General features: G+C 74.2%; 21 protein-coding genes. 13 read left to right on the top strand and 8 right to left on the bottom strand.

The annotated features are described in order from the left end of the window. The first annotated feature begins 143 nt into the window (after window positions 1–143). Both OG946_RS10080 and OG946_RS10075 read left to right on the top strand, forming a co-directional pair. Window positions 144–1,364, top strand: a complete 1,221-nt coding sequence (locus OG946_RS10080) for a sensor histidine kinase (RefSeq protein ID WP_326795794.1) — start codon at window positions 144–146, stop codon at window positions 1,362–1,364. A 280-nt stretch (window positions 1,365–1,644) separates the two neighbouring features. Then, window positions 1,645–3,903 (top strand): ATP-binding protein, encoded by a 2,259-nt coding sequence (locus OG946_RS10075; RefSeq protein WP_326795793.1) that lies wholly within the window; start codon window positions 1,645–1,647, stop codon window positions 3,901–3,903. A gap of 199 nt (window positions 3,904–4,102) precedes the next feature. Here OG946_RS10075 and OG946_RS10070 read toward each other — a convergent pair whose 3' ends face one another. The 3 genes from OG946_RS10070 to OG946_RS10060 all read right to left on the bottom strand — a co-directional run bounded on the left by OG946_RS10070 (window position 4,103) and on the right by OG946_RS10060 (window position 8,289). Beyond that, a complete protein-coding gene (locus OG946_RS10070; protein ID WP_326795792.1) occupies window positions 4,103–5,887 on the bottom strand; it encodes an FAD/NAD(P)-binding protein in 1,785 nt (594 codons plus the stop codon). A gap of 297 nt (window positions 5,888–6,184) precedes the next feature. Beyond that, window positions 6,185–7,378, bottom strand: coding sequence for a benzoate/H(+) symporter BenE family transporter (locus OG946_RS10065; RefSeq protein ID WP_326795791.1), 1,194 nt, complete (start codon window positions 7,376–7,378; stop codon window positions 6,185–6,187). A 110-nt stretch (window positions 7,379–7,488) separates the two neighbouring features. Further along, the gene (locus tag OG946_RS10060; protein ID WP_326795790.1) at window positions 7,489–8,289 is read right to left on the bottom strand and encodes a class I SAM-dependent methyltransferase; all 801 of its coding nucleotides are present in this window, start codon (window positions 8,287–8,289) and stop codon (window positions 7,489–7,491) included. Window positions 8,290–8,482: 193 nt separating this feature from the next. Between OG946_RS10060 and OG946_RS10055 the strand changes: the two genes are divergently transcribed. The 7 genes from OG946_RS10055 to OG946_RS10025 all read left to right on the top strand — a co-directional run bounded on the left by OG946_RS10055 (window position 8,483) and on the right by OG946_RS10025 (window position 15,294). Then, the gene (locus OG946_RS10055) at window positions 8,483–9,511 is read left to right on the top strand and encodes a Gfo/Idh/MocA family oxidoreductase (RefSeq protein ID WP_326795789.1); all 1,029 of its coding nucleotides are present in this window, start codon (window positions 8,483–8,485) and stop codon (window positions 9,509–9,511) included. Continuing rightward, the gene (locus tag OG946_RS10050) at window positions 9,501–10,358 is read left to right on the top strand and encodes a sugar phosphate isomerase/epimerase family protein (protein ID WP_326795788.1); all 858 of its coding nucleotides are present in this window, start codon (window positions 9,501–9,503) and stop codon (window positions 10,356–10,358) included. Before OG946_RS10055 ends, OG946_RS10050 begins: the two co-directional genes overlap by 11 nt. Next, window positions 10,355–11,650, top strand: coding sequence for a M20/M25/M40 family metallo-hydrolase (locus tag OG946_RS10045; protein ID WP_326795787.1), 1,296 nt, complete (start codon window positions 10,355–10,357; stop codon window positions 11,648–11,650). The genes OG946_RS10050 and OG946_RS10045 overlap by 4 nt, the downstream gene beginning before the upstream one ends. After that, window positions 11,647–12,753 (top strand): Ldh family oxidoreductase, encoded by a 1,107-nt coding sequence (locus OG946_RS10040; RefSeq protein WP_326795786.1) that lies wholly within the window; start codon window positions 11,647–11,649, stop codon window positions 12,751–12,753. The genes OG946_RS10045 and OG946_RS10040 overlap by 4 nt, the downstream gene beginning before the upstream one ends. Further along, window positions 12,743–13,702, top strand: coding sequence for a Gfo/Idh/MocA family protein (locus OG946_RS10035; protein WP_326795785.1), 960 nt, complete (start codon window positions 12,743–12,745; stop codon window positions 13,700–13,702). The genes OG946_RS10040 and OG946_RS10035 overlap by 11 nt, the downstream gene beginning before the upstream one ends. Beyond that, window positions 13,699–14,106 carry a DUF6917 domain-containing protein gene (locus OG946_RS10030; protein ID WP_047015669.1) on the top strand — a complete coding sequence of 136 codons (408 nt, stop codon included), beginning with the start codon at window positions 13,699–13,701 and terminating at the stop codon, window positions 14,104–14,106. Before OG946_RS10035 ends, OG946_RS10030 begins: the two co-directional genes overlap by 4 nt. Window positions 14,107–14,406: 300 nt before the next feature. Further along, complete coding sequence (locus tag OG946_RS10025; RefSeq protein ID WP_326795784.1) at window positions 14,407–15,294, top strand: AfsR/SARP family transcriptional regulator; 888 nt, start codon at window positions 14,407–14,409, stop codon at window positions 15,292–15,294. Window positions 15,295–15,430: 136 nt separating this feature from the next. Here the strand turns inward: OG946_RS10025 and OG946_RS10020 are convergent, their stop codons facing one another. From OG946_RS10020 to OG946_RS10005, 4 genes are all read right to left on the bottom strand, one after another. Next, window positions 15,431–16,693: a nucleotide sugar dehydrogenase gene (locus OG946_RS10020; RefSeq protein ID WP_326795783.1), complete on the bottom strand. Its 1,263-nt coding sequence runs from the start codon at window positions 16,691–16,693 to the stop codon at window positions 15,431–15,433. A gap of 11 nt (window positions 16,694–16,704) precedes the next feature. Beyond that, a complete protein-coding gene (locus tag OG946_RS10015) occupies window positions 16,705–17,820 on the bottom strand; it encodes a DegT/DnrJ/EryC1/StrS family aminotransferase (RefSeq protein WP_101424638.1) in 1,116 nt (371 codons plus the stop codon). Next, window positions 17,817–19,007 carry a DegT/DnrJ/EryC1/StrS family aminotransferase gene (locus OG946_RS10010; protein ID WP_326795782.1) on the bottom strand — a complete coding sequence of 397 codons (1,191 nt, stop codon included), beginning with the start codon at window positions 19,005–19,007 and terminating at the stop codon, window positions 17,817–17,819. The genes OG946_RS10015 and OG946_RS10010 overlap by 4 nt, the downstream gene beginning before the upstream one ends. A 155-nt stretch (window positions 19,008–19,162) precedes the next feature. Beyond that, a complete protein-coding gene (locus OG946_RS10005) occupies window positions 19,163–20,119 on the bottom strand; it encodes an aromatase/cyclase (protein ID WP_326795781.1) in 957 nt (318 codons plus the stop codon). 177 nt (window positions 20,120–20,296) lie between these two features. Here OG946_RS10005 and OG946_RS10000 point away from each other — a divergent pair, with 177 nt between their 5' ends. The 3 genes from OG946_RS10000 (at window position 20,297) to dnaG (ending at window position 24,146) form a co-directional block, all read left to right on the top strand. After that, window positions 20,297–21,367 carry a phosphotransferase family protein gene (locus tag OG946_RS10000; RefSeq protein WP_326795780.1) on the top strand — a complete coding sequence of 357 codons (1,071 nt, stop codon included), beginning with the start codon at window positions 20,297–20,299 and terminating at the stop codon, window positions 21,365–21,367. Between the two features lie 149 nt (window positions 21,368–21,516). After that, window positions 21,517–22,128 carry a TetR/AcrR family transcriptional regulator gene (locus tag OG946_RS09995; protein ID WP_326795779.1) on the top strand — a complete coding sequence of 204 codons (612 nt, stop codon included), beginning with the start codon at window positions 21,517–21,519 and terminating at the stop codon, window positions 22,126–22,128. A gap of 71 nt (window positions 22,129–22,199) precedes the next feature. Continuing rightward, window positions 22,200–24,146 (top strand): DNA primase, encoded by a 1,947-nt coding sequence (gene dnaG, locus OG946_RS09990; RefSeq protein ID WP_326795778.1) that lies wholly within the window; start codon window positions 22,200–22,202, stop codon window positions 24,144–24,146. Window positions 24,147–24,165: 19 nt separating this feature from the next. Here dnaG and OG946_RS09985 read toward each other — a convergent pair whose 3' ends face one another. Beyond that, entirely contained in the window at window positions 24,166–24,540 is a 375-nt protein-coding gene (locus tag OG946_RS09985) for a hypothetical protein (RefSeq protein ID WP_326795777.1), read from the bottom strand. Window positions 24,541–24,863: 323 nt separating this feature from the next. Here OG946_RS09985 and OG946_RS09980 point away from each other — a divergent pair, with 323 nt between their 5' ends. Then, entirely contained in the window at window positions 24,864–25,955 is a 1,092-nt protein-coding gene (locus OG946_RS09980) for an RNA polymerase sigma factor (RefSeq protein ID WP_326795776.1), read from the top strand. Window positions 25,956–26,221: the final 266 nt, after the last annotated feature.

The raw sequence follows: 26,221 nt of genomic DNA, 5'->3' as shown, positions 1-26,221 counted from the left end.
CGGGCTCCGGTTCCCCCGGCCGGAACCCGCGGTCCCCGCCCCGCCGGGCGGCACCCCCAAGGGCTGCCCGGCGGGGCTTCCACCGTCGCCCGGGGCCCTCCCCGCGACGACACGACCGGGCCGTCCGGGTGAGGAAGAACCGCATGCCGTCACCGATATCGGTACAGGGGCGGTTCGTGATGCCCCTCCGCAGGGACATGGCGCTCGCGGTGGCCGTGGCGGCGATGTCGGTGGGGCTCGCGCTGCTGGCGGAGGTCGAGGAGGGCGCGCACCGGCCGGACGCGGTGGGCTGGGTGCTGCTGGTCGCCACCTGTGCCGCGCCGGCGTGGCGGCGTCCCGCGCCGATGGCGTCGTTCGCGGCGGTGATCGCCCTGCAACTCCCGTACCACGCACTGCAGAACGTCCACCACGCGCCGGTGCCCGCCACCGTCGTCGCCGTCTACTCGCTCGCCTTCGCCGGGCCCCGGCTGCGGACCGCGCTGGTCGTCGGCGGGATGCTCACCGTGCTGACGGGCGTGCTGACGACGGTCGACATGAGCCGGGCCATGGACATCCTGCGGATCTCCGGCTGGATCATCGCCGTCGCCCTCTTCGGCGAGGCCGCGCGGGTGCACCGCAACTACCTCTCCGCGATCGTCGAGCGGGCCGAACGGGCCGAGCGCACCCGGGAGGAGACCGCGGCCAGACGCGTGGTCGAGGAGCGGCTGCGCATCGCCCGCGACCTCCACGACCTGCTGGCGCACAGCATCACGCTGATCGGCGTGCAGACCTCCGTCGCCGCCCATCTCCTCGTCTCCGACCCCGACCGGCTCGACCGCAAGGCCGTCGCCGAGGCGCTGGACGGGATCGCCGGCACCTGCCGGCACGCCCGCGCGGAGCTGCGCACGACGCTCCAGGTGCTGCGCACGGGCGACGGCGGCCAGGACGCCACCGGGCCGCTGCCGGGGCTCGCGGGACTCGAAGGGCTGGCCGAGGCGGCGCAGTCGGCGGGCGCGCGGGTGCGGCTGGAGGTCACGGCGGAGCTGGAGGTGCCGCAGGCGGTGGGGGCGGCCGCGTACCGGATCGTGCAGCAGTCGCTGACCAACGCCGTGCAGCACGCGGGGCCCGGCGTGCGGGTGCTCGTCGAGGTGCGCTACGACGAGGAGGCGGAGGCGCTGTCGGTCTCCGTCACCGACGAAGGACCGGCCGCCCGCGGCAAGCAGCCGCTGCCGGCGGCGGGCCCGCGGCGGGAGGGCTACGGCATCGCGGGCATGCGCGAACGCGCCCGCAGCGTGGGCGGATTGCTCACGGCGGGGCACCGCCCCTGCGCGGCCGGCTTCGCGGTGGCCGCCGTGCTGCCCTGCGCCCGGGAAGCGGACGCCTGAGCCGACGGCGCCGGCCGCGGCCCCCGCCGCCTTCGGGCTGCCGTACGCGGCCGGAGGCTGCCCGCCGCCAAGGCGCCCGTACCCCCGTACCCCCGCCTGCGGGCGCACCTGCGCGGATACGCGTGACCGGGCCTGCTCTTCCACCGATCCTTCAGCGGTTCTGGATGTGCGGAGCGCACGCTGGTCACGCGATTCGGGGAGATGAGATGCACCGGGAAGAGGCGACGTTGTTGGTGCTCTCGGGGGACCACCTGATCGACGCTGCCAAGGGGGCAATCTGGTGAGCATTCTCGTGGAACTGACCCGCTCGACGGCACCCGGCGAATGGGACGCCGACCTCGCTCCCGACGGGCCTCCGGGGCTCCACGACACCCTGATCGGCCGGGAGCGGGAGATCGCCGACGTCCGGGCCAGGCTGGCGGCCCCCGGCTGCCGGCTGCTGACGGTCACCGGCCTGGCGGGCGTGGGCAAGAGCGCCCTCGTACGCGCCGCGCTCGCGGACCGTACCGGCACGGACTTCGTCGTGGTGAGCGTGGACCTGGCCGCCGCCGCCGACGCGGACGGCGTCTGGACGCGGGTCGCGGCGGCCCTCCGCCAGCCGCAGGACGGCGACGCCCGGGAGGCGGCCTGGACGGCGCTCGCCGACCGCGCGGCCGACCGCGAGCTGCTGCTCGTCCTCGACAACGGGGACCTGGCCGCCCGCGCCGTCGCCGGGGACCTCGCCGTGCTGCTGCGGCGCATCCCCAGGCTGTGCGTGGTGTTCACCAGCCGGATCGCGCTCGACATCCACGCCGAGCGGATTTTCCCGCTCGGCCCGCTGGCCACCGGCGCCGCCGGGGCGGCGGGACCGTCCGCGGCGTCCGACGCGGCGCGGCTGTTCGTCGCCCGGCTCCAGCCGCACTACCGCTGGGCCGTCACCTCCGCCGCGGACCGCGACGGCATCGCGGAGATCTGCGCACTCCTGGAGGGCGTGCCGCTGGCGGTGGAGGAGGCCGCCCGCGCGGTCGGCGCCCTCAGCCCGCGCCGGATGCTCCAGCGCATACGCGACGGCGAACAGCTCTACAGCAGGAGGCTGGTGGACGTACCCTCCCGGCACGGCTCCATGAACGCCGCGCTCTCCTGGGGCGACGCGGCGCTCACCGCCGGCGAGCTGCAACTGCTGCGCCGCCTCTCGGTCTGCGAGGCCGCCTTCGACCTGGCCGTGGCCCAGCAGGTCGCGGGCCTCAACTGGGCGCAGACCGTGCAGGGCCTGGACGCGCTGGTCCGCAAGAGCCTGCTGCACAGCGTCAAGCGCGAGGGCGCGGAGCCCGAGTTCCGGATGTTCCGCGCCACCCGCCGGCACTACCGCACGCGGCTGGCCGCGGACCCCGCGGACCTGGCGGCCACCCGGGCGCGGCACGCCGCGCACACGCTGGAGTTCGCGCTCCAGGCCCGGCAGGGGCTGCGGCTGCCGAAGGAGCGCGCGTACTGGCTGGAGCTGGTGGCCGAGCGCACGCCCGACCTGTTCGCGATCGCCCGGCTGAACCAGGAGGCCGGCGACCACGCCGCGGCCGCCCGGATGCTGCTGGCACTGGAGGAGGCGTGGACCGTACACGACCTCCTCGGGACCGCCGGCGCGCTGCTCGACGGCTCCCTGGCGGCGCTCACCGGCGCCGAGGGCACCCAGGCCACGGAGGCCGCCGCCCGCTGGGCCCTGACGGAAGGCGACTGGGCGCGCGCCGAGGTGTACGCCGAACGCCTCGGCCGCGGCCTCGACGCCGCCCGCGCCGCGGCGCTCCGCGCCGAGCTGATGCTGGGCCGCGGCGACGCCGTGGGCGCCCTCCAGCAGGCCGAGTTCGCGCTCGCCGGCAAGCGCGCCCCGGGCAGCACGGTCGCGACCGCCCGCGTACTGCGTACGCTCGCCGCCGCGCGCGCCGCGGTCGGCCGGCGGCAGCCGGAGGAGCCGCTGGTGAAGGCGGCGCGAGGACTGCTGGAGCTCGGCGAGCCGCGGCAGGCGGCGCTGACGCTGGCCGCGCTGGCGGTGGCGCAGCGCGGCCACGCCCGGGCCAGGGCCGGCGCCGGCGAGGCGGTGGAGCTGCTGCTGGCGCACGCCGCGCCGGTACGGGACGTCCGCGCCGTGCTGGTCGCGGCGGCCGGGACGGTGCCGGCCGGCGGGGAGGCGTACCGGCGGCTGGGCGCGCTGGCCGACCGGATCCCGGCCCGGGGCGACGACGTGCCGCAGGGGGCGCAGGAGCCCGCGGTCCCCGACGGCCACGGGGGCGTGCTCCTCGCCGCGCGCGCCGCGCTGGCGGAGGCGGCGCGGGAGGAGGCGGAGGCCGCGCCCGCCGGCGGTCTGGAGCGGCTGACGCACCGTCAGCTCCAGGTGGCGGAGCTGGTGGCCGAGGGGATGACGAACCGGCAGATCGCCCGCGCGCTGGAGTTGTCCGAGTGGACGGTGGTCAACCACCTGCGGCAGGTGATGCAGCGGCTCGACTGCCCGTCCCGGGTGCACGTGGCCCGCATCGTGCAGGGCCGCGCCACCGCCCGGCTCTCGGGCTGAACCCGCGCCCCCGCCCGCAGCGGGCCCGTCCGCATCACCTGACGTCCCTTCCCGCCGGACGGGACGCCCGGCTGTCACTTCCGCGGCCGGCCGCCCGGGCAGGCGGAGCCGTACGACAAGGAGCACCGGCCACCGCGCGACGGCGCGGGGGCCGGCGGTCCCTGTCCGGGGGCCGGGCACCCCCGTGCGGTGGTGGTGCTCAGCCCCGCCGCGCTTCCTCCGCCCGGCGGTCGCTGCGGTCGTCGCCTCCGCGGGGAGGCGGTCCTGCCGGGTCGAGGACGGCGCGGGCGATGGCGTCGGTGTCGGTGAGCGTCGCCGAGCCCACCGACGGACGGATCGCCGCCGCGGTGACGCCGTCCGCGGACTCCGTGGGCACGCCCAGCGCGAACCGCCGCGGGTGCGGCGCCCCGTCGCCGTCCACGACGTGGAACGGCCGCCCGGTGACGGCGAGTCCGCCCGCGACGTAGCCGGTCCTGCCGGGGCCCAGCTCGTACGGGCGGCACTGCCCGGTGTCGAGCAGGTGCCGCAGCAGCGGGTCGGCGGTGCGGCGCAGGTCGACGCCGGGCAGCCGGCCCTCGACGAGGACCCGGGCGGTCTCGCGCGAGCCGCTGACCCACGGGGACTCGCAGGCGAACTTGCCCGCCTCCCGGTCGGCCGCCACCTGCATCCCCGGGCCCACGATCCGGGCCACGCCCGCGCGGACGAGCGCGATCAGCTCCTCGGTCCGCCGGGCCGCCGGGCCGCCGGAGAGATAGGTGCCGAGCGGGGCGAACCAGCCGTCGAGGTCGCGGCGGCGCGACTCGCCGCCCAGACCCGCGTGGTCGACCGCGAGCCGGACCTCGTCGCGCAGGTCGTGCAGCACGTCGAGGGCGGCCTCGACCGGCCCGCCCGCGGCGCCCCCGCGGGCGCCGGCGCCCGGCCGGAGGCCGCTGAACACCGGTGCCCGCTCCGGCCGGTCGCGCCCGGGGAGCAACGCGGTGTAGTACGCGGACTCCATCTCCCGGGCGATGAGCGGCCACAGGGACTCGCGGAAGTCGAGCGGCCCGTCGCGCTGCGCGCGCAGCCGCGCGGTCAGCTCCTCGGTGAACACCCGCGGCACCTGCCGGCCCCCGCCGTTGGGGTGCGCGCCGCCCGTCGCGTACGGGACCGCGCGGCGGGCACCGCACAGGACCCGCGGCTCGCGGCCGGACGGCCGGTAGGTGACCCGGCCGTCCCGGTCGCGGTCGAACCGGCCGCCGCGCCCGGTGGTCAGCAGCGTCAGGTAGTCGAAGAAGTTCAGCCCGAGGCCGCGCAGGATGACCGGCTCACCGGGGGCGATCGCGCTCAGGTCGGCGTCCGCGGGGTTCGCGGGGGCGACGTAGACCAGGCCGAACTCGGCGGCGAAGGCGGCGTATCCGCGCTCCTGCGCGGTCGGCAGCACCGGCATCCGGCCCTGCGCGAGCACCACGGCGTCGAGGCCGGTCAGCCGCCGGCCGCCGGCGAGCCGGATCTCCTGGGTGCCGCCGGGCCCGTCGTCCAGCGCCACCGCGTCCGCCGCGTGCACCCGCAGCGCGAGGGACTCCGCGCTCGCCACGGCGACCTGCCGGAACACCCAGCGGAAGTAGCTGCCCGCGAGCGCCCGGGTCGGGTACGAGTCCGGGCCGAGCCGGCGCGCCTCGGCGGCGTCGGCGCCGCCGGCTCCGGAACGGGCCAGCGCCCGCGCCCACTCGTACAGTCCTGGCCCGCGGCGCTGCGGCGCGCCCGCCGGCGTCACGCCCTCGCCGGCGAACGCCGTCACCCGGCCCGCCACCGTGTCCAGCAGCAGCGAGCGGTCCTGCCCGGTGCGCCACTCCCGGCCCGCGCCCGGCGGCCGCGGGTCGATCAGATGGACGGTCACCGCGCGCCCCGCGGCGAGCCGCCGGGCGTGCGCGGCGAGCCGCTCGACCACCGAAAGGCCGCGCGGCCCGGCGCCGACGACTCCCACCACGAGTGACTTCTCGCTCATCAAAGGATCTCCCTCTCCGGGGAGTTCACCCCCGGTGCGCGGGGTCGGAGCGTCGCGGGTCAAACCCCAGCCATCCTGAACGCGCGGACGGGCCCGGGACAGCGGCTGATTCTTGCTAGCCCGCGGGGCCGAATGCCGGGGCCATTGCCATGTCGCCGGACGGGCCGCGGTCGTACGGTGCCCGGCACCCGGAGCCCGGACCGCCGGCCCCTCACGTGCGCGCCGCCAGGCGGAGATCACCGGCCGGTCCCGTACGGATTCCGCCGCCCGGCCGCGTACGACGGAATGCGCGCGCGATCAGTCCGCCGGCCGCCGGTGCAGCGCCAGGTGCGTGAGCACCCCGGCCAGCAGCCCCCAGAACGCCGCCCCGACGCCGAGGAGTTCGATGCCCGAGGCGGTGACGAGGAACGCGACGAGCGCGCTGTCGAGCCGGCTGGCGTCGCGTGTCGCCGCGGCCAGCGCGCCGCCGGTCGCGCCCAGCAGCGCGATGCCGGCGATGGCCGCCACCAGCGCGGCCGGGAGGACCGCGAAGAGGCCGAGGAACGCCGAGCCGAAGACCCCGACGACGATGTAGCCGACGCCGGCCGCCACCCCGGCCCCGTACCGCCGCTCCGGATCCTGATGGGCCGAAGGGCCGCTGCAGATGGCCGCGGTGATCGCGGCGAGGTTGAGCCCGTGCGCCCCGAACGGCGCCAGCACCAGCCAGGCGGCGCCGGTCGAGGTGACCAGGTGGTCCGCGTCCGGGTGGTAGCCCGCGGCGTTGAGCACGGCGAGCCCGGGGGCGTTCTGCGACGCCATGGTGACCAGGAACAGCGGCAGCGCGATGCCCACCGCGGCGTCCACGGTGAACTCCGGTGCCGTGAACGCCGGCACGGCCACGCCCACCTCGCCCGACCAGGTGCCGAAGCCGCCGGTGGCGGCGGTCCAGGCGCAGCCGGTGAGCAGCGCGCAGGCGGTGGCCCAGGAGGCGGCGAAGCGGCGTCCGGCGAGATACGCGCCGAGCATGAGGACGACCAGCGCCAGATCGCCCTCGGCGGTACGGAACAGCCGCAGCCCGAACTCCAGCAGGATGCCGGCGAGCGTGGCCGCCGCGACCTCCGGCGGCAGCAGCCGCATCAGCGTGCCGAAGAGCCGGCTCAGGCCGAGCAGCACGGTGAGCACCGCGGCGATCACGTACGCGCCGGTCGCCTCGGCGAAGGAGTGCGTGGTCAGCACCGTGACCAGCAGTGCCGCCCCCGGCGTCGACCAGGCGGTCAGCACCGGGGCGCGGTACGCCAGGCTCAGCAGCACGCACGTCACGCCGCTGCCCAGCGACAGTGCCCAGAGCCACGACTCCAGTTGGCCCGCGGTGAGGTCCCCGGCGCGCGCGGCCTGGAGCACCACGGCGACCGGTCCTGTGTACGAGACCACCACCACGACGACGCCGGCCACCACCGTCGAGACGGTGAGGGCCGGCCGACGCCTGGCCGCGGGTGCCGCGTCTGGGGTCAAGGGGCGCTCCGGTCAGGCGGGTGCGGCGAGCAGGTCGGGGCCGGTCAGCACCGGCACGCCCCCGGCGGGTCCGGGCGCGGCGACTCGGCCACGGCCACGGTAGCCGCCGCTCAGCGCGGCCGGCGGCCGTACGTGGAGATCAGGATCTGGCTCAGCCAGCGGTTCGCCGGGTCGGCCATCTCCTCCAGCGCGGCGTCGATCCGCGCGTCGTCGAGGAGCCCGGCGCCGGTGATCCGCGGGCGCATGAACTCCAGCCAGAGCTGGTAGTGCCGCGCCTGCGGCGAGCCGCCCTGCATCATCACCGTCCGGCCCTCCGCGGACACGTCCTCCAGGCCGCACTCCAGCGCCGCCTGGAGGTCGAAGTGGCCGCCGCGGGGCTCGTGCCCGGACTCGCGCATCAGCCCGTAGCCGGCCGCGCGGATGTCCTGGAGGAAGTCCTCGGAGACCACGCTGCGAAAGAGCGGCAGCGAGTCGGTGTCCTCCAGGAACAGCCAGCCGCCCGGCTTGAGCGCGGCGACCATCTTGCGGACCGCGGCGGGGCGGTCGGGCAGGTGCTGGACGAGCATGCGCGAGTGCACCAGGTCGAACTGCCCGGCGGGCAGCTCGTCGGTGGTGATATCGACCTGGAGCACCTCGATGCCCTTGTCCTTCAGCCGCGCCAGCCGGCCGGTCTCCAGGTCGGCCGCGGTGACCCGGCCGGTGGGGCCCACGAGTTCGGCGAGCCGCTCCGCGGTGCCGCCGTAGCCGGCGCCCACCTCCAGCACGGACCAGCCGGCGGCGACACCGAGCCGGTCCAGCCGCTCACTGGTACCGGGATCCCAGATCGCCTCGTTCGTCAGCAGCCGTTCGGTCTCCTGGTCCCACAGCGGGTCGAAGACATAACGCTTGGCGGGCTGTTCTGAGCTGGACACACACGCCCCCAGAGATAATCCGGCTTTCGCGTTGGGAGCGTAGGAGCCGGAATTGCCGGGCGGCCATGGCAATTCCGTGTCCCCGGGCCGGACGGGACGGCAGATATCTGCCACCGCCCCGGCTCCGCCTCCCGCCGTAGCCTGCTGAGGTACCTCGCTTTCGTACCGGACGGACGACCGTAAGGAGTGCGTGTTGCGTACGTTCATCGTCGGTTTGGGACGCTCCGGCCGCGAGCTCCATCTGCCGGTCCTGCTGCGGCTGCGGCGCCGGTTTCCCGATCTCTTCTCCGCCTCACCGCCGCTCGGGTACGACACGGGGCCGGCCGGCGGCCCGGACGACGACCCGGAGATCGAGACCGTCGGCTCGCTGGCCGCGGCCCGGCTGCGGCTCGACCCGGCGGCGACGCTGGTGCACGTGTGCACCCCGCCCGGCGAGCGGGCCGGCGTCCTGGCCGCCCTCGGCGAGCTGGGGTTCGTCAACGTCCTGGTGGAGAAGCCGCTCGCGGACACGGCCGAGGCGCTGGCCGAACTGGCGGCGGTCCGGGAGAAGTACGGGCTGCGGATGGCCGTGGTCGCGCCGTGGCTGCACAGCACGCTCACCGAACGGCTCGCCGACCTCGTCGAGAGCGGGCGCTTCGGCCCGCTGCGGCACATCGGGATACGGCAGCACAAGCCCCGTATCCACCGCACCCTCAACAGCGCCGGGCACCAGACGGCCTTCGACGTGGAGCCGCCGCACGCGGTCGGCGTCGCGCTGCGGCTGGCCGGCGACGCCGACGTCACCGGCGCCGCCCTCACCGACGTGGACGTCGGCGGCCGGCGGGTGCCGGGCATGGGCGGGGCCGGGCTGACGCTGCGGCACCACTCGGGGGTGGTGAGCCGGCTGGAGTGCGACCTCACCTCGCCGCGCCGGGAGCGCCGTATCGAGCTGGACTTCGCGTCCGGCCGGGCAGTCGGCCACTACCCCGTCGGCAGCGAGGACCACTACGCACACCTGAGCGCGGGCCCCGTGGACGGCCCCGCGGCGGAGTCCGTGTTCCCGGACCTCGCCCTCGACGCCTGCCTGCTCGACGCCTACCGGCACCTCGCCGGCGACGACCCCGACGACCCCGACGACGCCGTGCTCGACGCGCAGGTGCGGCGCCAGATGCAGGTCGTCCGGCTGCTCGACGCGGCCAAGCACATGTCCGGCTCCAGGACGGAGGCACGTGATGCCGGCTGACACCCTCCCGCTCTGCGGTATCGGCGACGAGGCGGGCGCCCCGGCGGCGGTCCAGACCGGCGCCCTGAACGAGCTGGGCTGGCCGCTGATCGAACTGCGGTCCGTGGACGGCGTCGCCCTCGCGGACCTCGGCGACGCCGCCTTCGACGAGCTGGCCGGCTCTGTGCGCGCCGCCGGTCTCGGCGTGCACTGCGTGGACTCCCGGATCGCCAACTGGGCCCGCCCTGTCACCGGCGACTTCGACGAGGACCTGCGCGAGCTGGACATCCTCGCCGAGCGCTGCGCCACGCTCGGCACCCGGTACGTACGCGTCATGTCGTACCCCAACGACGGGCTGAGCCCCGGCGCCTGGCGCGCCGTCGTCCTGCGGCGCATGGCGATCCTCACCGCGCGCGCCGAGCGCGCCGGGCTCGTGCTGCTGCACGAGAACTGCGCCGGCTGGGCCGGCGCCAGCGCCGACCGCATGCTCCAGCTCCTGCGGTACGTCGACAGCCCCGCGCTGCGCCTGGTCTTCGACACCGGCAACGGGCCCGCGTACGGCTACCGGGCGTACGACCTGCTGCCCCAGCTCACGCCCTGGATCGAGCACGTCCAGATCAAGGACGCGGTCGTCGAGGGCGACGAGATCCGCTACACGCTGCCGGGACACGGCGAGTGCCGCGTCCTGGACTGCCTGCGGCACCTGATCGACCGCGGCTACACCGGCGCGCTGTCGATCGAGCCGCACGTCAAGGTGCGCCCGCACGAGTCCGCGACCGCGGGCGACGACGAGACCCGCGCGGCCTTCGTCGCCTGCGGCCGGGCGCTGGAGGAACTGCTCGCCCGGATCGGCAAGGTGACCGTATGACGACGGCGCAGGTACGGCTGTCGCGGGCGGACCGCGACCTGCTGCTCGACCTGGTCGGGTTACCGACCGCCGGGCCGATGGAGACCGGCCCGGACGCGGAGCCGCCGCGGCTGCGCGAGGCGCAGATGCGCTACGCCAGGGCCGCGGCCGAGCTGGGCTTCGAGGTGGCGTACCACGCCGCGCCGGGCCCCGAGTGGCTGGACCGGCCCGACGTGCCCGCGCAGGTACGCGACATGGCGCGGCGGGTCGACGGGTTCCTCGACAACCAGCCGAGCCTGGTGCTGCGGCTCGGCGGCGCGCTGCCCCGGGCGCGCACCCTGATGTTCAACGTGCACCTCGACACCGTCGCCGGCGGCAAGCCGCCGCACCTGGCCGGCGACCGCTTCCACGGCCGCGGCGCCGTCGACGCCAAGGGGCCCGCGGTCGCGCTGCTCGCCGGGCTGCGGGCCGCGATCACCCGGGTGCCCGCGCTCGGCACCGACGTGGGCGTGCTCATCCAGGCGGTGTCCGGCGAAGAGGGCGGCGCCATGGGCGTCTTCGGCACCCGGCCGCTGGTGGAGCAGGGCTGGACGGGACGTATCAACGTGTTCTGCGAGCCGACCCGCGGCCTGCTCGTGCCCCGCGCCACCGCGGCGGCCACGGCCCGGATCGCCGTCGCCGGCGCCGACTCCATCGACGACCACCCGGAGGCCGGCCACAACGCCTCCGTCCTCCTCGGCTTCCTCGCCCAGCGGCTGGCGCGCACGCTGCCTGGCGCGGTGGCCGAGGGCCGGGTCTGCGTCGCCGGGCTGCACACCGGCGCCGCGCACAACAAGGTCTACGGCACCGGCGCCCTGCTGCTGAACCTGGCGTACCGCACCGCCGCGGCCGGCCGGGCGCAGGAGGAGGCGCTGGAGCGCGAACTGACCGCCGGGATCGACGAGTTCGCCGCCGTCTTCGGCGGGCTGCCGGACTTCGCCCGCACCGCAAGGGACGCCCGCAGGATCACCCGGCTGGCGTGGCTCAAGCGCGGCCTGCCCGCGCTCGACAGCCGCGACGCCTGGGCGGAGCAGGTGCTCACCGGGGCCGGGCTTGAGTACGCCCCGCCGGACGCCCCCGCCTGCACCTGCGACGCCATCTGGGCCCACGCCCTGCCGCACGCGCACACGGTCGTCTACGGCCCCGGAGACCTCGACGCCAACGGCGCCCACGCCGCGGACGAGTACGTCGACGCCCCCGACCTGGAGCGCTACGCCGACGGCATCGCCTCCATGGTGGCCGCCTTCGCCTCCGCTACGAACGGATCGTCATGACCCTGCTGCCGTACCACCAGCTCACCGACTTCACCACCGAGGTCTTCCAGGCCCAGGGCGTGCCCGAGGACCGGGCCCGTACCGCCGCCGAAGCCCTCGTCTACGGCGACCTCGTGGGCATGCGCTCCCACGGCCTCGCCAACCTCACCCGCCTCTACCTGCCGCTCTTCACGTCCGGCCGGGTCGCGCCCGCCGCCGAGCCCGAGGTGCTCGCCGACCGCGGCGCCACCGTGCTGCTCGACTCCCGCAAGGGCCTGGGCCTGTGGGCCGCCGCGGAGGCCATGGACCTCGCCGCCGAGCGGGCCGGGCAGTACGGCATCGGCATGGTGTCCGTGCGCGACGCGACGCACCTCGGCTGCGCCGGCTTCCACGCCGCCCGCGCCGTCGAGAACGGCATGATCGGGCTGGTCGCCTCCAACTGCGGCCGGCAGCGCATCGCCCGCCCGCCGGGCGGCCGGGTCGCCATGCTCGGCACCAACCCGCTCGCCGCCGCCGCCCCTGCGGGCCCCGGGCAGGCGCCGTTCGTGCTGGACATGAGCACCACCGTCGCCCCCACCGGCAAGGTGCGCGAGGCGGCGCGGGCCGGCCGGTCCATACCCGAGGGCTGGCTGCAGGACGCCGAGGGCCGCTGGGTGACCGACCCGCACGCGCTCGACTGCGGCGAGGGCTTCCCGCTGTTCCTCGGCGGCCACCCGGAGACCGGCGGCTACAAGGGCTACGGCCTCGCGCTGCTGGTCGAGGTGCTGGCCGCGCTGGTGCCCGGCGCCGGGCTCGGCCCCGACCCCGAGGCGTACTCCGGCACCGGCGGCCCGAGCGGCCGCGACGACGACATCGGCTTCTTCGTCCTGGCCGTCGCGCCCGGCACCCTCCGCCCCGAGGAGGACTTCACCCGCCAGGCGGCCGGGCTCTTCGCCGCCCTCACCGGCAGCCCGACGCTGCCGGGGACCGACAAGGTCGCCTACCCGGGCTGCCGGGAGGCGGACCTGAAGGCCGCGGCGCTGGCCGAAGGCGTGCCCGTGGCGGACGCGCTCCTCGGCGAACTGCGCTCCGTCGCCGACGACCTGGGGCTGAAGCTCCCGGAGGGAGACCGCAATGACCGGTGACGACACCGCCCGCCCGCTGCGCATCGGGCTGATCGGCCTGGGCGTCATCTCCCGCTTCTACGCCGCGGCGCTGGACGAGGTGCCGGGCGTCGAACTCGCCGCGGTCTGCGACCTGCGGGACGAGGCGCTGGCCCCGTACCGCGACCGCGTCCCCTGCTATACGAGCCACGCGGACCTGCTCGCGGCCGGCGGCCTGGACGCGGCCGTCGTCAACGTGCCCAACGACGCGCACGCGGCGGTGTGCGGCGACCTGATCGCCGCCGGGCTGCCGGTGTGCGTGGAGAAGCCGCTGGCCACCAGGCTTTCGGACGGCCGCGCGCTGGTGCGCGCGGCCCGCGACCGCGACGTCGTGCTGTTCACCGCCTTCCACCGGCGCTACAACGGCAACGCGCTCGCGCTGCTGGAGGCGATCCCGCCCGGCGTGGGCATCGAGTGGATGGTCGTGCGCTACCTGGAGAAGATCGAGGAGCACGCCGGCGCCGACGCCTGGTACCTGGACGCCGACCGCTGCGGCGGCGGCTGCGTGGCGGACAACGGGCCCAACGCCTTCGACACCGTGCGCCAGTTCCTCGGCCCGGTCGAGCTGGAGTCGGCCGAGGTGGTGCGGGACGAGGCCGGCACCGACCGGCAGGCGCGGGTGTCGCTGACCGCCGCCTCCGGCGCCCGCGGCCGGGTGGAGCTGGACTGGTCGTACGAGGGCGAGCGCAAGGACGTCACGGTCCGGCTCACCGACGGCTCGCTGCACAGCGCCGACATGCTCGACGGCTACCCGGAGTTCAAGCAGTCGCTGTGGCACGAGTACCGCGGCATCGTGACCGACTTCGCCGAGGCCGTACGCGCCGGGGAGGACCGCGCCGAGGGCGGGCTCGCGGCGCTGGAGCTGGTCGCCGAGATCTACCGCAGGGAAAGCACGGCCGGCGAGCCGACGACGACGGGAGCAGCGCGGTGAACCCGCAGGAGGACGGCGACAAGCTGACGGTGACGGGCCGGCTGGTGAAGATCCTCGTCCACCGCCGCGAGGACCGCGGGATGTCCGTGGACGAGTGGGCCAGCCGCTGCGTCCGCAGCGGCGAGGTGCACGAACTCGTCACCACCGACCAGCACGACACCACGACGGGCGCGAGGGTCGACCGGGTCGGGTTCCTCGGCTTCGTGGAGATCTCCGAGGCCGGCGTCGTCGACCGCGGCGACCCGGTGGTGATCGACGGCAAGCGGGTCGGCTCCGTACTCGGCTTCGACTCCTGCCACTTCCCCAACCACTACAACATCCTCATCGCGGTCGACGCGACCGTCACCGGCAGGGAACTCGGCCTGACGCCCGACATGAAGGTGTCCATCGGCCCGCAGCCGTGATCACGGAGTGCCCTTCCATTCGCCGCCGGGCAGCGGCGGCGGCCCGCAAAGATCGGCGCGCTGAAGGACCGCTTGCGCGAAGCTTGGGAACCAATTGCGGCCGACTTGGCGTCGAGTTGCTGCCGGGACCCGCCACCGCTGGTCAGCGGGCCCCGGTAACCCGGCCGCCTGTGAAACTGCTTGTGCCGAACCATGCGTTCGGTTACGCTCCCGTGAGGTCTCAGGGGGATATCACGGGGGAGTGATCACCGATCGAGCCTCCGCTTACATGCACGATTATCGGAAGGGTTCGAGAGCGCGATGGAATTTTCCCTACTCGGTCCACTGCGCATGCACGAACAGGGGTGTTCTTATACTCCGACGGCGCCCAAACAACGACAACTTCTCTCGTTGCTCCTGCTCAACGCCAACCAGGTTGTTTCCACGCGCACCTGCATAGAGGAACTCTGGGAGAATACTCCGCCCAACACCGCGCTCTCGACGGTCCAGTCCTACATCCTGCAGTTGCGGCGCATCCTGCGCCGGGTGCCGCGGGTGGGCAGTCTGGAGGCGGCCCGGCGGATACTGGAGACACGTGACGGCGGCTATCTGCTCACGGTGCGCGGGGAGGAGCTGGACACGAACCAGTTCGCCACGCTCGTCGCCAGCGGCCGGTCCAAGCTGTACACCGACGACGTCGCGGCGGCCGAACTCCTGGGCCGGGCACTGGCGTTATGGCAGGGTTCGGTGCTGGCGGACGTCCAGGTCGGGCCGGTGGTCAGGGCGTACGCGGTCGGTCTCGAAGAGGACCGCATGAGCGTCCAGGAACAGCGGATTGACGCCGACCTGCGGCTCGGCCGGCACCGCGAGGTGCTCGGCGAACTGAGTTCGCTGACCACCAAGCTGCCCACCCGGGAGAGCCTGCACGCCCGGCTCATCCTGGCGATGTACCGGTCAGGACGGCGCAGCCAGGCCCTGGAGGTCGTCCACCGGCTGCGTACGACGCTCCGTGAGGAACTGGGCCTGGAGCCCTCACCGATGATCCGGAATCTGCAACAGGCGGTGCTGACCTGCGACCCCGAATTGGACGATCTCATGCGCGGTCCCGACCTGACGAAAGCCGTCCCCGCGAGTCAATTCGACCTCGTGGCGCCCGGCCGGGTCGAGCAGCACGCGCTGGCGTCCGCCGCATTCGGTAGGGACGTATAGCGGAGCCCGGATTCGGCGTCTTCCGGAAAAGCACCTTCTGCGCTTCGCGCCGAGGGTGCTTTTTCCATGTCCATAGGAACTCCGCGGGACGTATTTCGGAACTGCGGTATACATGTCCTGAAATTCGCCCCGCGGTTCAGAGGGATTCCACATGGTCCGCGGCCGGCACCCGGTGCCGGCAGTCGAAGATATAGCCGGCCGTCGCCACGAGATGCGTGTAGTCGAAGGCGTCGTGGTCCGTGGCGACCAGCACGACGTGCGCCGCCTCGACCTCCTCGTCCGACAGCTCCACCCGCACCAGCCCCGCGGCCCCCGGGTCCTCCGAGACCAGCGGGTCGGCGACCCGCACCTGCGCGCCCTCCGCGAGCAGATGCTCCGCCAGGCGGACCGCGGGCGACTCCCGTACGTCGCCGGTGTTCGGCTTGTACGCCAGCCCCAGCATCAGCACCCGGGCGCCGTGGAGCGTCTGGCCGCGCCTGCCGAGGCCCCGCGTGACCCGGCGGACCACGTACTCCGGCATCTGCGTGTTCAGCTCGTCGGCCAGCGCGACCATCCGGAACGGCCTGCTGAGATCCTGCTCGACCTTCCACGACAGATACAGCGGGTCGACCGGGAGGCAGTGGCCGCCGACCCCGGGGCCCGGGGTGAAGCGCATGAAGCCGAACGGCTTGGTGGCGGCGATGTCCAGCGCGTCCCACACGTCGACGCCGAGCGCCTCCGCGTGCATGGCCAACTCGTTCACCAGGGCGATGTTGACGTGCCTGAAGGTGTTCTCCAGCACCTTCGCCAGCTCCGCCACCCGGATCGTGGGCGCGGGCACGACCGTGTCGACGATCGAGCCGTAGAAGTCCGCCAGCCGGCGGCGGGAGCGCTCGTCGACCCCGGCCACGACCTTCGGCGTGGTGGTGAACGTCCAGCGGGTGTTGCCCGGGTCGATGCGCTCCGGGCTGTAGCCGAGGTGGAAGTCCGTGCCCGCGGCCAGCCCGGACAGCCGCTCCAGCAGCGGGGCGAGGACGTCGCCCGTGGTGCCGGGGTAGCTGGTCGACTCCAGCGAGACCGCCGCCCCCGGCCGCAGCCGGCGGGCGAGGGTGGTGCCGGCGGCCTCGATGTACGACAGGTCGGGCAGGCCGTCGCGCATCGGGGTGGGCACGGTGATCACGGCGAGGTCGAAGCCCGCGAGGTCGTCCGGCTCCATCGTGGGCCGGTACGCCCCGCTGTCCAGCAGCGCCGCCAGTTGCGCCGAGTCCACGTCGCCGACGTACGACTCGCCCACCGCGAGCTTCTTGACCCGGTCCTCGTCGACCTCGAAGCCGACGACCTCGTACCCGCGCTCCGCGGCGGCGACGGCCAGCGGCAGGCCCACGTAGCCCTGCCCCATGACGACGACCTTCTCGCCCATGCCCGTACCCCCTAATCGAAGAATTCGCACACTGAGTCCGCGATGAACTCCACCTGGAAGTCCGTGAGGTGCGGCCAGATCGGGATGGCCAGGTTGCGCGCGCTGACCTGCCGGGCCCGCGGCCAGTCCGCACCCTCGGGGGCGTACTTCGCGAACGCGGGCTGGAGCGGGAGCGGCACCGGGTAGTAGATGTGCGTGCCGATCTGCTTCTCGGTGAGCCAGGCGCGCAGGTCCTCGCGCCGCTCGACCAGCAGCGAGTACACGTAGTAGCAGCGGCCGTTGCGGCCGGCGGGCGGTGCGACGAGGCCGCGGTCGGCGAGCGGGGCGAAGCGCTCCGTGTAGTAGTCGGCGATCCGGGCCCGGCGCTCCAGCCGGTCCGCGAAGCCGCCGATCCGGTGCAACTGGAAGGCGGCCAGGATCTCGTCGAAGCGGCTGTTCTGGCCGATGGAGTGGTGCAGGAACCGGGTGATGCCGTCCTGGCCGTGGTTGCGGAGCATCCGTACCGTACGGGCCAGGTCCTCGTCGTCCGTGACGACCATGCCGCCCTCGCCGGCCGTGCCGAACGCCTTGACCTGGAAGTAGGAGAACACCCCGAGGTCGCCCCAGGCGCCGGACGGGGTGCCGTCGAGCACCGCGCCCTGCGCGACCGCGGCGTCCTCGATCACCTTCAGCCCGTGCGCCCGGCCGATCTTGTTCATGGCCGGCATGTCGGCCATGATCGAGAAGACGTGGGCGGGCATCAGGGCCCGGGTGCGCTCGGTGATCAGCTCCTCGGTGCTCGCCGGGTCCATCACCATGGTGTGCGGGTCGACGTCGGCGAAGACCGGGGTCGCGCCGAGGTTCGCCACCGAACTGGCCACCGGCTGGCAGCAGAACGCCGGGACGATCACCTCGTCGCCGGGTCCCACGCCCACCGCCTGGACGGCGAGGTTGAGCCCGCCGGTCCCGCTGGAGCAGGCGACGGCGTGCTCGACGCCGGTCGCGGCGGCGGTCGCGCGTTCGAGTTCCGCGGTGCGCCGGCCGAGGATGAACTTCTGCTCGTCGTCCGTGCCGACCTCGTAGAGCAGGTCGAGGAACGCCTGCCGGTCCTGCTCGAAGAGGTCGTCGGGGAAGAACGGGATGGTCACCGGTCGGCACCTCCGGCGTAGAAGTCGGCGACGGCCGCGCAGACGATGTCCACCTGGTCCTCGGTGAGGTCCGGGTAGAAGGGCAGGGCCAGCGTGCGCTTGCAGGTCCGCTCCGCGACCGGCAGCGAGCCCTCGGGGTGCTCGGGCCCGGCGTAGCAGGGCTGCAGGTGGAGCGGGCGGGGGTAGTACGTCTCGGTGCCGATGCCGCGGGCCGCGAGGAAGTCGACCAGCTCGTCCCGCTTCTCGACCTCGATGAGGTAGACGTAGAACACCGGGTCCGTCTGCGCCGGACGGGGCACCAGCCGGGGCAGGGAGTGGATGCCCTCCTGCCCGCGCAGCCGCTCGTCGTACGCGGCCGCCAGCTCCCGGCGCCTGGCGATGTCGGCGTCCAGCCGGGTCAGCTTGGCCAGCAGCACGGCGGCCTGGACGTCGTCCATCTTGCTGTTGGTGCCGGAGACGCCGGAGAGGTTGGAGATGCCCGCGATGTGGTCGAGCGTCTTGCCCATCCGCCCGTGGTGGCGCAGGATCGCGGCCTGCTGGGCGATCTCGTCGTCGTCCGTCAGGATCATCCCGGCGTCGCCCAGGGCGCCGAGGGTCTTGGTGGGGAAGAAGCTGAGCACGCCGCCGGCGCCGAGCAGCCCGGCGTGCACGCCGTCCCAGCGCATGCCGATGCCCTCGGCACTGTCCTCCAGCAGCTTGAGGTCGTGGCGCCGCGCCAGCTCCGTGAGCCGGTCCATCGCCGCGAGCTGGTGGAAGAGGTGCACGGGCATCACGGCCCGGGTGCGCTCGGTGACGAGCGCCTCGGCGGAGTCCGCGTCCATCGCGTAGTCGCCGTCCGCCGTGATGTCGGCGAAGACGGGACGGGCGCCGGCCATCGTGACGGACGACGCGGTGGCGAAGAAGGTGAACGCGGGCACGATCACCTCGTCACCGGGGCCGATGCCGGCGGCCCTGAGCAGCAGGACGAGGGCGTCGGTGCCGCTGTTCACGCCGAGAGCGTGCCGGGCGCCGGTGTACTCGGCGACGGCGCGCTCCAACTGCCCGACCTGGCGGCCGTGGGAGTACTTGCCCCGGTCGAAGACGGCGTTGACGTGGTCACTGATCTGCGGCCACAGCTCGGTGAAACTCCGTGCCTGGGAGAAGAACGGCACAGGTGGAGCCGCAGCTTCGGAGTGGGTGAGCGCCATATCGGTCAGCGTAGGGAGCGATTCCGGGGGCGGCCACGGACAAGTTGTTGCCTGCACGCGACGCACCCGGGGTGACAGTCCCGGGGTAGGAGCGGGGTCCGCGATCGGACACCGGCACCTGCGTCCGGGCCGCCCCTTTCCCGGGGCGGCTCTCGTCAACGCCCGGCGGGCGGGCCCTTCTCGGCCCCTTCCACCGCCACCCGCGCGCAGCGCAGCGTCTCCCGGCTGGTCGTCCCCAGCGCCTTGCGGACGTGCGCGCGGGCCTCGGCGAGCGTCGCCCCTGCCCCCGGGAAGTCCGGCACCGCCTCCGGCCGCAGCACGGCGGTGTGCCGGTGCACGGCCCGTACGCCGCCGGCCGTTTCGGTCAGCGACCACTCGGTGAGGTGCGCCGCCAGCAGCGCCGGCAGCCGCAGCCGCTTGGAGACGATCCGCCCGGGGCCCGGGCGCACCCGTACCGACTCGGTGGTGTGCGTGCTCCCGTCGGGGAGCACCGTGTCCAGCTCCAGGAGCTGCGCCCGCGGCGAGACCTCGGTGAGCGCCGCGCGGGTGACGTGCGGGACCCGCTCCGCCCAGGCGCCGGCGCGCCAGAGGAAGTCGTGGACGGCCGCGGGCGCCGCCGCGATCTCCAGCTCGTCGGCGAAGGTGAGCAGCACGTCGCCGATGCGGTCCGCCTGTTCCGCGGCGTGCTTCAGGCTCTCCAGGCCCGACTTGGCGTCCGCCTCGGCCGCCGCGCGGAGCCAGGCCAGTCGCTCCGGGTCGTCGCCGGCCGCCGCGTACGCCTGGTCGAGCACCACCTCGCAGCCGCCGGCCGCCGGGCGGATGCGCCAGGTGCCGCTCCGGCCGGCGGCCGGGGGGCGCGGTCCTTCGTACCGGAAGCCGAGGGTCAGCCCGTCCGGGTCAGGCGTGAGGCGTACGCGGACGTCGTCGACCCCGCCGTCCGCGGTCGTCCAGAGCCGCAGCACGTCCTCGCCGCCCTCCGCCGGGTCCCGTTCCGCGTGCACGACGGCGGGGAACAGCCGGGACCAGCCCGGCGCGTCGGCGAGGAGTCCGTACACGACGATCGGGGGCGCCGTGACGGTGCCGGTGTGCCTGACATGGTGGGAGTGCGCCATGGTGGATCGTCCCCTTCTCTGCCGGACGTGCCGTGGCTTCGATCGTGAAGAGCGGCAGTGAGGATTCGATCGTCTCTTGCTGGTGGCTCGACGGAGGCTGCCTCCACTCACCATCGCGGCACCAGGCCGGGGGTGGACCATCGGGGACGCGTACGTCCGTCGTCCGCAGGAGGTCACGTGCCCGAACCGCCGCAACGAGACATCGAGACCACCCGCCGCCGCCTGGCGCGGTGGCTCGCCGACCGGCTGCCGGAGGCCGGGACCCCCGAGGTCGGGGTGGAGGCGGCGCGCGGACGGGGCTTCGGTCCTGAGACCCTGTGGGCCGTCGCCGAGTGGCAGCGGGCCGGGACGCGCCGGGACTTCGCCGTACGGGTGGCGTCCACGCGGTATCAGGTGCTGCCCGAGCCCCGGCTCGTCGACGAGTACCGGGTGCTGCGCGCGCTGGCGCCCACACCGGTGCCGGTGCCCGCCGTGCTGGGCTACGAGGCCGACCCCGCCGTGCTCGGGGCACCCTTCTACGTCACCGAGCGCGTCCACGGGTGGACGCCCGCGGAGCGGCCCCCGTACCACTCGGCCGGTGCGCTCGCCGACCGCGACGAGGCCGGCCGGGCGGCGCTGTGGTGGGCGGGCCTCGGCGTGCTCCGGACACTGCACGGCCTGGACGCGGACCGGTTGAACGTCGCCTTCCTGGAGCACGCCGCCGGCGCCCCGAGCGGCCTCGGCGGCCAGCTCGACTACTACGAGCGGCACTTGGACCACTTCGCCGCCGACCGCTCGGGCGTCGTCCTCGCGGCGCTCGACTGGCTGCGCGAGAACCTCCCGGAGCCCTCGGGGCCGCCCCGGCTGCTCTGGGGCGACGCCCGGCTCGGCAACATCGTCTTCCGCGACGCCCGCCCCGCGGCCGTACTCGGCTGGGAGACGGCCTTCCTCGGCCCGCCGGAGGCCGACCTCGCCTGGTACCTGTACGCCGACCGCCACCTCGCCGGCGACGGGCCCCGGCTCGCGGGCCTGCCGGGACGGCAGGCTACGATCGACCGCTACGAGGAGTGGCTGGGCCGGCCGATCGCCGGACAGGTGCCCTGGCACGAGGTCTTCGCCGGCTTCCGCTCCGCCCTCGTCGCCGCCCGCACGGGCCGGCTGCTGGCCGAACAGGGCCTGGCCGACGGGGCATCGGAGATCCCCTTCACACGCGCCGCGGAGCGCCGGCTCGCGGCGACCCTCGCACCCCTCGACGCCGTCGCCGTCTGAGCCCTGCGGGCCCGCGGCGGGCCCCTTCAGCAATCAAGATCGGCGATACACCGCCGACTTTGGGACAAGGTGTACGGATACCTCCGAGTGAGGCCGTACGTGATCGTCAGCCGGCCCCGGCCCTCGGGGACACGCGGGATGGAGTCCTGTTGTCGCCTCAAACCGACACGAGATCTTCGGGCCTGGAGCGCGGACCCGATCCGAGAGCCGTACGCAGCCGGGCCGCCGCCCTCGACGCCGCGCGCGCCCTGCTGGTCGAGCAGGGCTGGGCCGCCGTCACGCACGTGTCGGTGGCCGCCCGCAGCGGCGTCGGCCGCACCACTCTGTACCGCCACTGGCCCGACCCCGCGGAGATGATCCGCGACGCCATCACCGAGGGCCTGACGATCGCGCACGTCCGCCGCACCGGGGAGCTGCGGCGCGACCTGCTCGGCGAGCTGAACGTGGTCCGCCGCTGGCTGCACGACCCCACCGCGGAGCGCGCGCTGCGGGCCGTCATCGAGCGCGTCAGCGTCGACCCGGCGTACGGCGAGCTGAAGACCTCCCTCCACACCGCGGCCTCCGAGGGGCTGCGCGCCATCGTCGACACCGCCAGGGAGCGCGGCGACCTGCCCGCGGGACTCGACACCGACCTGGCCGTCGACCAGCTCTCCGGCCCGCTGATGTTCCGCCGGCTGGTGGCCGAGCGGACCTTCGACGGCGGGTTCGTGGAGTCCGTCGTCGACTTCTTCCTCAGCGCGTACGACGACACCTCCTCCTGAAGCACTCACTTCCCGGGGCCGCCGCGGCGGCGGGGCGCGGGGCTGTCGGCGCCCGGCCGTAGACTGCACTCGTGGCAGGCAGGATCAACGACGACGACGTGCGGACGGTCAGGAACGCGGTTCCGATCGACGCCGTCGTCTCCGAGTACCTGCAGCTCCGTCCCGGCGGCGGGGGCAACCTCAAGGGGCTCTGTCCCTTTCATGATGAGAAGTCCCCTTCCTTCCATGTGAGTCCGGCCAAGGGCCTGTACCACTGCTTCGGCTGCCAGGAAGGCGGGGACACGGTCGACTTCGTCATGAAGGTCGAGCACCTGTCCTTCTCCGAGACCATCGAGCGCCTCGCCGCCCAGGCCGGCATCACCCTGCGGTACGAGGAGGGGGGCTACACCCCCGGCCGCCAGCAGGGCGAGCGCACCCGGCTGCTGGAGGCGCACAAGGTCGCCGCGCAGTACTACGCCGAGCAGCTCGGCTCCGCGGAGGCGGAGATCGGGCGCGGGTTCCTCGCCGAGCGCGGCTTCGACCAGGCGGCGGCGGAGCGCTTCGGCGTGGGGTACGCGCCGGCGGGCTGGGACCACCTCACCCGGTTCCTGCGCGGCCGGGGCTTCACCGACAAGGAGCTGACCCTCTCCGGCCTCTCCCAGGACGGCCGCCGCGGGCCCATCGACCGGTTCCGGGGGCGGCTGATGTGGCCGATCCGGGACATCACGGGCGAGGTCGTCGGCTTCGGCGCCCGGCGGCTGCGCGAGGACGACAACGGGCCGAAGTACCTGAACACGCCGGAGACCCCGATCTACCGCAAGTCCCAGGTGCTGTACGGGATCGACCTGGCCAAGCGGGACATCGGCAAGCAGGGCCGGGCGGTCGTCGTCGAGGGGTACACCGACGTGATGGCCTGCCACCTGTCCGGGGTGACGACGGCCATCGCCACGTGCGGCACGGCGTTCGGCGGCGAGCACGTCAAGATCCTGCGCCGGGTGCTGACGGACAACTCCCGCTCCGAGGTGGTCTTCACCTTCGACGGCGACGCGGCGGGGCAGAAGGCGGCGCTGCGCGCGTTCGAGGACGACCAGAAGTTCGCGGCCCGTACGTCGATCGCGGTGAGCCCGGGCGGCATGGACCCCTGCGACCTGCGGCTGGCGAAGGGCGACGAGGCGGTGCGGCAGCTCATCGAGGAGCGCTCGCCGCTGTTCGGCTTCGCGATCCGCTCGTTCGTCACGCAGCACAACCTGGAGACGGCGGAGGGCCGTTCGGCGGCGCTGGAGCAGGCGGCGCCGGTGGTGGCGCGGATCAAGGACGTCGCGATCCGGCACGAGTACGCGGTGCAGTTGGCGGGGATGCTGGGGATCCTGGACGAACGGTTCGTGGTGGACCGCGTACGCCAGCTCGCGCGGTATGCGGCGCAGGGCGGCGGGGGCCGGGGCCGGGGCGGTCAGGGCCAGGGCCGCGGCGGTGGCGCGCCGCAGGCGGGCTCCGGACCCGCGGGCCCGGGACGACCGGGACCCGCACCCGGCACGGGCACCTCCGGCGGCCCGGCGCTGTATATGCGGACCCCGGCGCTGCACCGCGAGCGCGAGCTGCTGAAGCTGGCGCTCCAGCACCCCAAGCTGGTCGCCCCCGCCTTCGACGCCTATCTCGCCGACGAGTTCACGGCCGCCCCGTACGCGACGGTCCGCGCCGCCATCGAGGCGGCCGGCGGCGTCGCCACCGCCGACGACAGCGCCGCCTACCTGGCCCGGGTCCGCGACGCGGCGCCGGACGACGGCGTCCGCTCCCTGATTACGGAGCTGGCGGTGGAACCCCCGCGCAGCCGCCGCGACCCGGACGCGATCTACGCGGGCGAACAACTCGCGGGCGTCCGCCTGGCCGCGGTCGACCGCCGCATCGACGACGTCCGCAGCACGGTCCACCGCCTGGGCGCCCAGGGCCCGCCGGACCAGTTCGAGTCGGCGCAGCGCGAGTTGTGGACACTTCAGCAGTACCGCGAATCCCTCCGCGCCCGCGGCGCCGCAGCGCTCTGACGCGGAGGGGCGGCACCGGTCAGCCGCCTGCGGCGGTGGCCTCCGGCGGGTTGATGCCGAGATGCTCCATGATGGCCACCTGTCCGGACACCAGCACACCGAGCACCTGGCTGTGCTCCAAGAGGGTCTTGCCGTGTGCCTCAAGGGCCTTGCTGTGCGCCTCAAGGATCTTGCCCTGCTCAAGCTGGGTCTGCCGCAGCGCCTGGAGAAGCTGTATGTCGGCGCGCCGCTGCTCCTGCAGCGCCGCCACGTCGCGGTCCGAGTTGACCGCCAGGTGCCGTGTGGCCGCCTGCTGTTCGGTCAGCTCGTGCACCTGTGCCTCCAACGCGTCCATCCGCCGATGAAGCTCGTCGATCTCGCCCATGAGCAGCGGTTCGTCTCGTGCTGAGGGCACAAGTCTGACCGGCGCGCCGCATGGCGGTCAAATCACCAGTGTGACCGTATGGTCACGTTGGGCAAGGGGTTGTGTCGCCCCAAGCGTGCGCATTCGTCCGTTGCGTAACCGTCCGGTCACGAGCCGGACACAAAATGTGGTCGCACGACCCTACTGCCGGGCGTGTGTCGTACCCCACACTGGGGGCGGTGCCTGAGTCCTCGGAGCGTGGCGGGGTTGTCCGGAACGGGCGACAAGCCGCCAGGGATCCGCTATCCACGATCGGGACGGAAGGCGGCGAGTCCGCCGCTGCCGTTCCGCTGCCCCACGTCCCCGAACCGGCAGTGACCACCCTGGAGGTCGCCCCCGTGCAGACCCAGACCCTCAAGACTTCCGTACGGGCCGGGCGCGAGGGCGCGCCCGACGTCCTGACCCTGCCGAACGGGGCTCCGGCGGGGCTCGACGAGCCCGGCGCCGCGCCCGCGCCGCCGCCCCCGGCATCCGCCGTGCGGCCCGATCGGGGCGGGCCCACGTCCGACCTGTTCCGGCAGTATCTGCGCGAGATCGGCCGGATTCCGCTCCTCAGCGCCGCCGAGGAGGTGGAGCTGGCGCGGCGGGTCGAGGCCGGGCTCTTCGCCGAGGAGAAGCTGGCCAGCGAGCCGGACCTGGTCACGCCGCTCGCGCTGGACCTGGACAAGCTCGTCGTGCTGGGCCGGATGGCCAAGCGCCGGCTGATCGAGGCGAACCTGCGGCTCGTCGTCTCCGTCGCCAAGCGGTACGTGGGCCGCGGGCTGACGATGCTCGACCTGGTGCAGGAGGGCAACCTCGGGCTGATCCGCGCGGTGGAGAAGTTCGACTACGCCCGCGGCTACAAGTTCTCCACGTACGCGACCTGGTGGATCCGCCAGGCCATGTCCCGCGCCCTCGCCGACCAGGCCCGGACGATCCGCGTCCCGGTGCACGTCGTCGAGCTGATCAACCGGGTCGTGCGCGTCCAGCGCCGCATGCTCCAGGAGCGCGGCTACGAGCCGACGCCCGAGGAGGTCGGCGCCCATCTCGGGCTGCCCGAGGAGCGGGTGAGCGAGGTGCTGCGGCTGGCGCAGGAGCCCGTGTCGCTGCACGCACCGGTCGGCGAGGAGGAGGACGTCGCGCTCGGCGACCTCATCGAGGACGGCGACGCCGCCTCGCCCGTGGAGTCGGCGGCGTTCCTGCTGCTGCGCGAGCACCTGGAGGCGGTGCTGTCCACGCTGGGTGAACGGGAGCGCAAGGTCGTCCAGTTGCGGTACGGGCTGATCGACGGCCGGCCGCGGACGCTGGAGGAGATAGGCCGCATCTTCGGGGTGACCCGCGAGCGGATCCGGCAGATCGAGTCCAAGACCCTCAACAAGCTGCGCGACCACGCCTTCGCCGACCAGCTCCGCGGCTACCTGGACTGATGCCCGTACGGTCGTCCGTGGAACCGGTCCGACCGGGCGGGCGCGTGGGGCCTGTGAAGGACCCCCGACCGGCCGGACCGGGGTCGGGGGCGGCGGTGGTTCTGTGGGGGCCGCGTGCGAGAAGTTAACACCGCCGGGGCCGCGTTGAAAGACCTTGCAAGCATCTTTCCTACGGCCTCCCGTGCTCCGGTGCGGCCTCCGCTGTGGTCGAAGAACGCGGCACGTGGCGACACAAACCAGTGCCAGATTCTCGCGTGTGGGTCAAG

The sequence above is a fragment of the Streptomyces sp. NBC_01808 genome, from assembly GCF_035917395.1.
Lineage (GTDB): Bacteria > Actinomycetota > Actinomycetes > Streptomycetales > Streptomycetaceae > Streptomyces.
This window is presented reverse-complemented; position numbering and strand designations above follow the sequence as displayed.

Coding starts and splice junctions, on each gene's coding strand:
- OG946_RS10070 (WP_326795792.1), bottom strand. CDS start 5,887: ATGAGCGAGAAGTCACTCGTGGTGGGAGTCGTCGGCGCCGGGCCGCGC.
- OG946_RS10020 (WP_326795783.1), bottom strand. CDS start 16,693: ATGGGCGAGAAGGTCGTCGTCATGGGGCAGGGCTACGTGGGCCTGCCG.
- OG946_RS10040 (WP_326795786.1), top strand. CDS start 11,647: ATGACCCTGCTGCCGTACCACCAGCTCACCGACTTCACCACCGAGGTC.
- OG946_RS10025 (WP_326795784.1), top strand. CDS start 14,407: ATGGAATTTTCCCTACTCGGTCCACTGCGCATGCACGAACAGGGGTGT.
- OG946_RS10010 (WP_326795782.1), bottom strand. CDS start 19,007: ATGGCGCTCACCCACTCCGAAGCTGCGGCTCCACCTGTGCCGTTCTTC.
- OG946_RS10050 (WP_326795788.1), top strand. CDS start 9,501: ATGCCGGCTGACACCCTCCCGCTCTGCGGTATCGGCGACGAGGCGGGC.
- OG946_RS10035 (WP_326795785.1), top strand. CDS start 12,743: ATGACCGGTGACGACACCGCCCGCCCGCTGCGCATCGGGCTGATCGGC.
- OG946_RS10045 (WP_326795787.1), top strand. CDS start 10,355: ATGACGACGGCGCAGGTACGGCTGTCGCGGGCGGACCGCGACCTGCTG.
- OG946_RS10080 (WP_326795794.1), top strand. CDS start 144: ATGCCGTCACCGATATCGGTACAGGGGCGGTTCGTGATGCCCCTCCGC.
- OG946_RS10005 (WP_326795781.1), bottom strand. CDS start 20,119: ATGGCGCACTCCCACCATGTCAGGCACACCGGCACCGTCACGGCGCCC.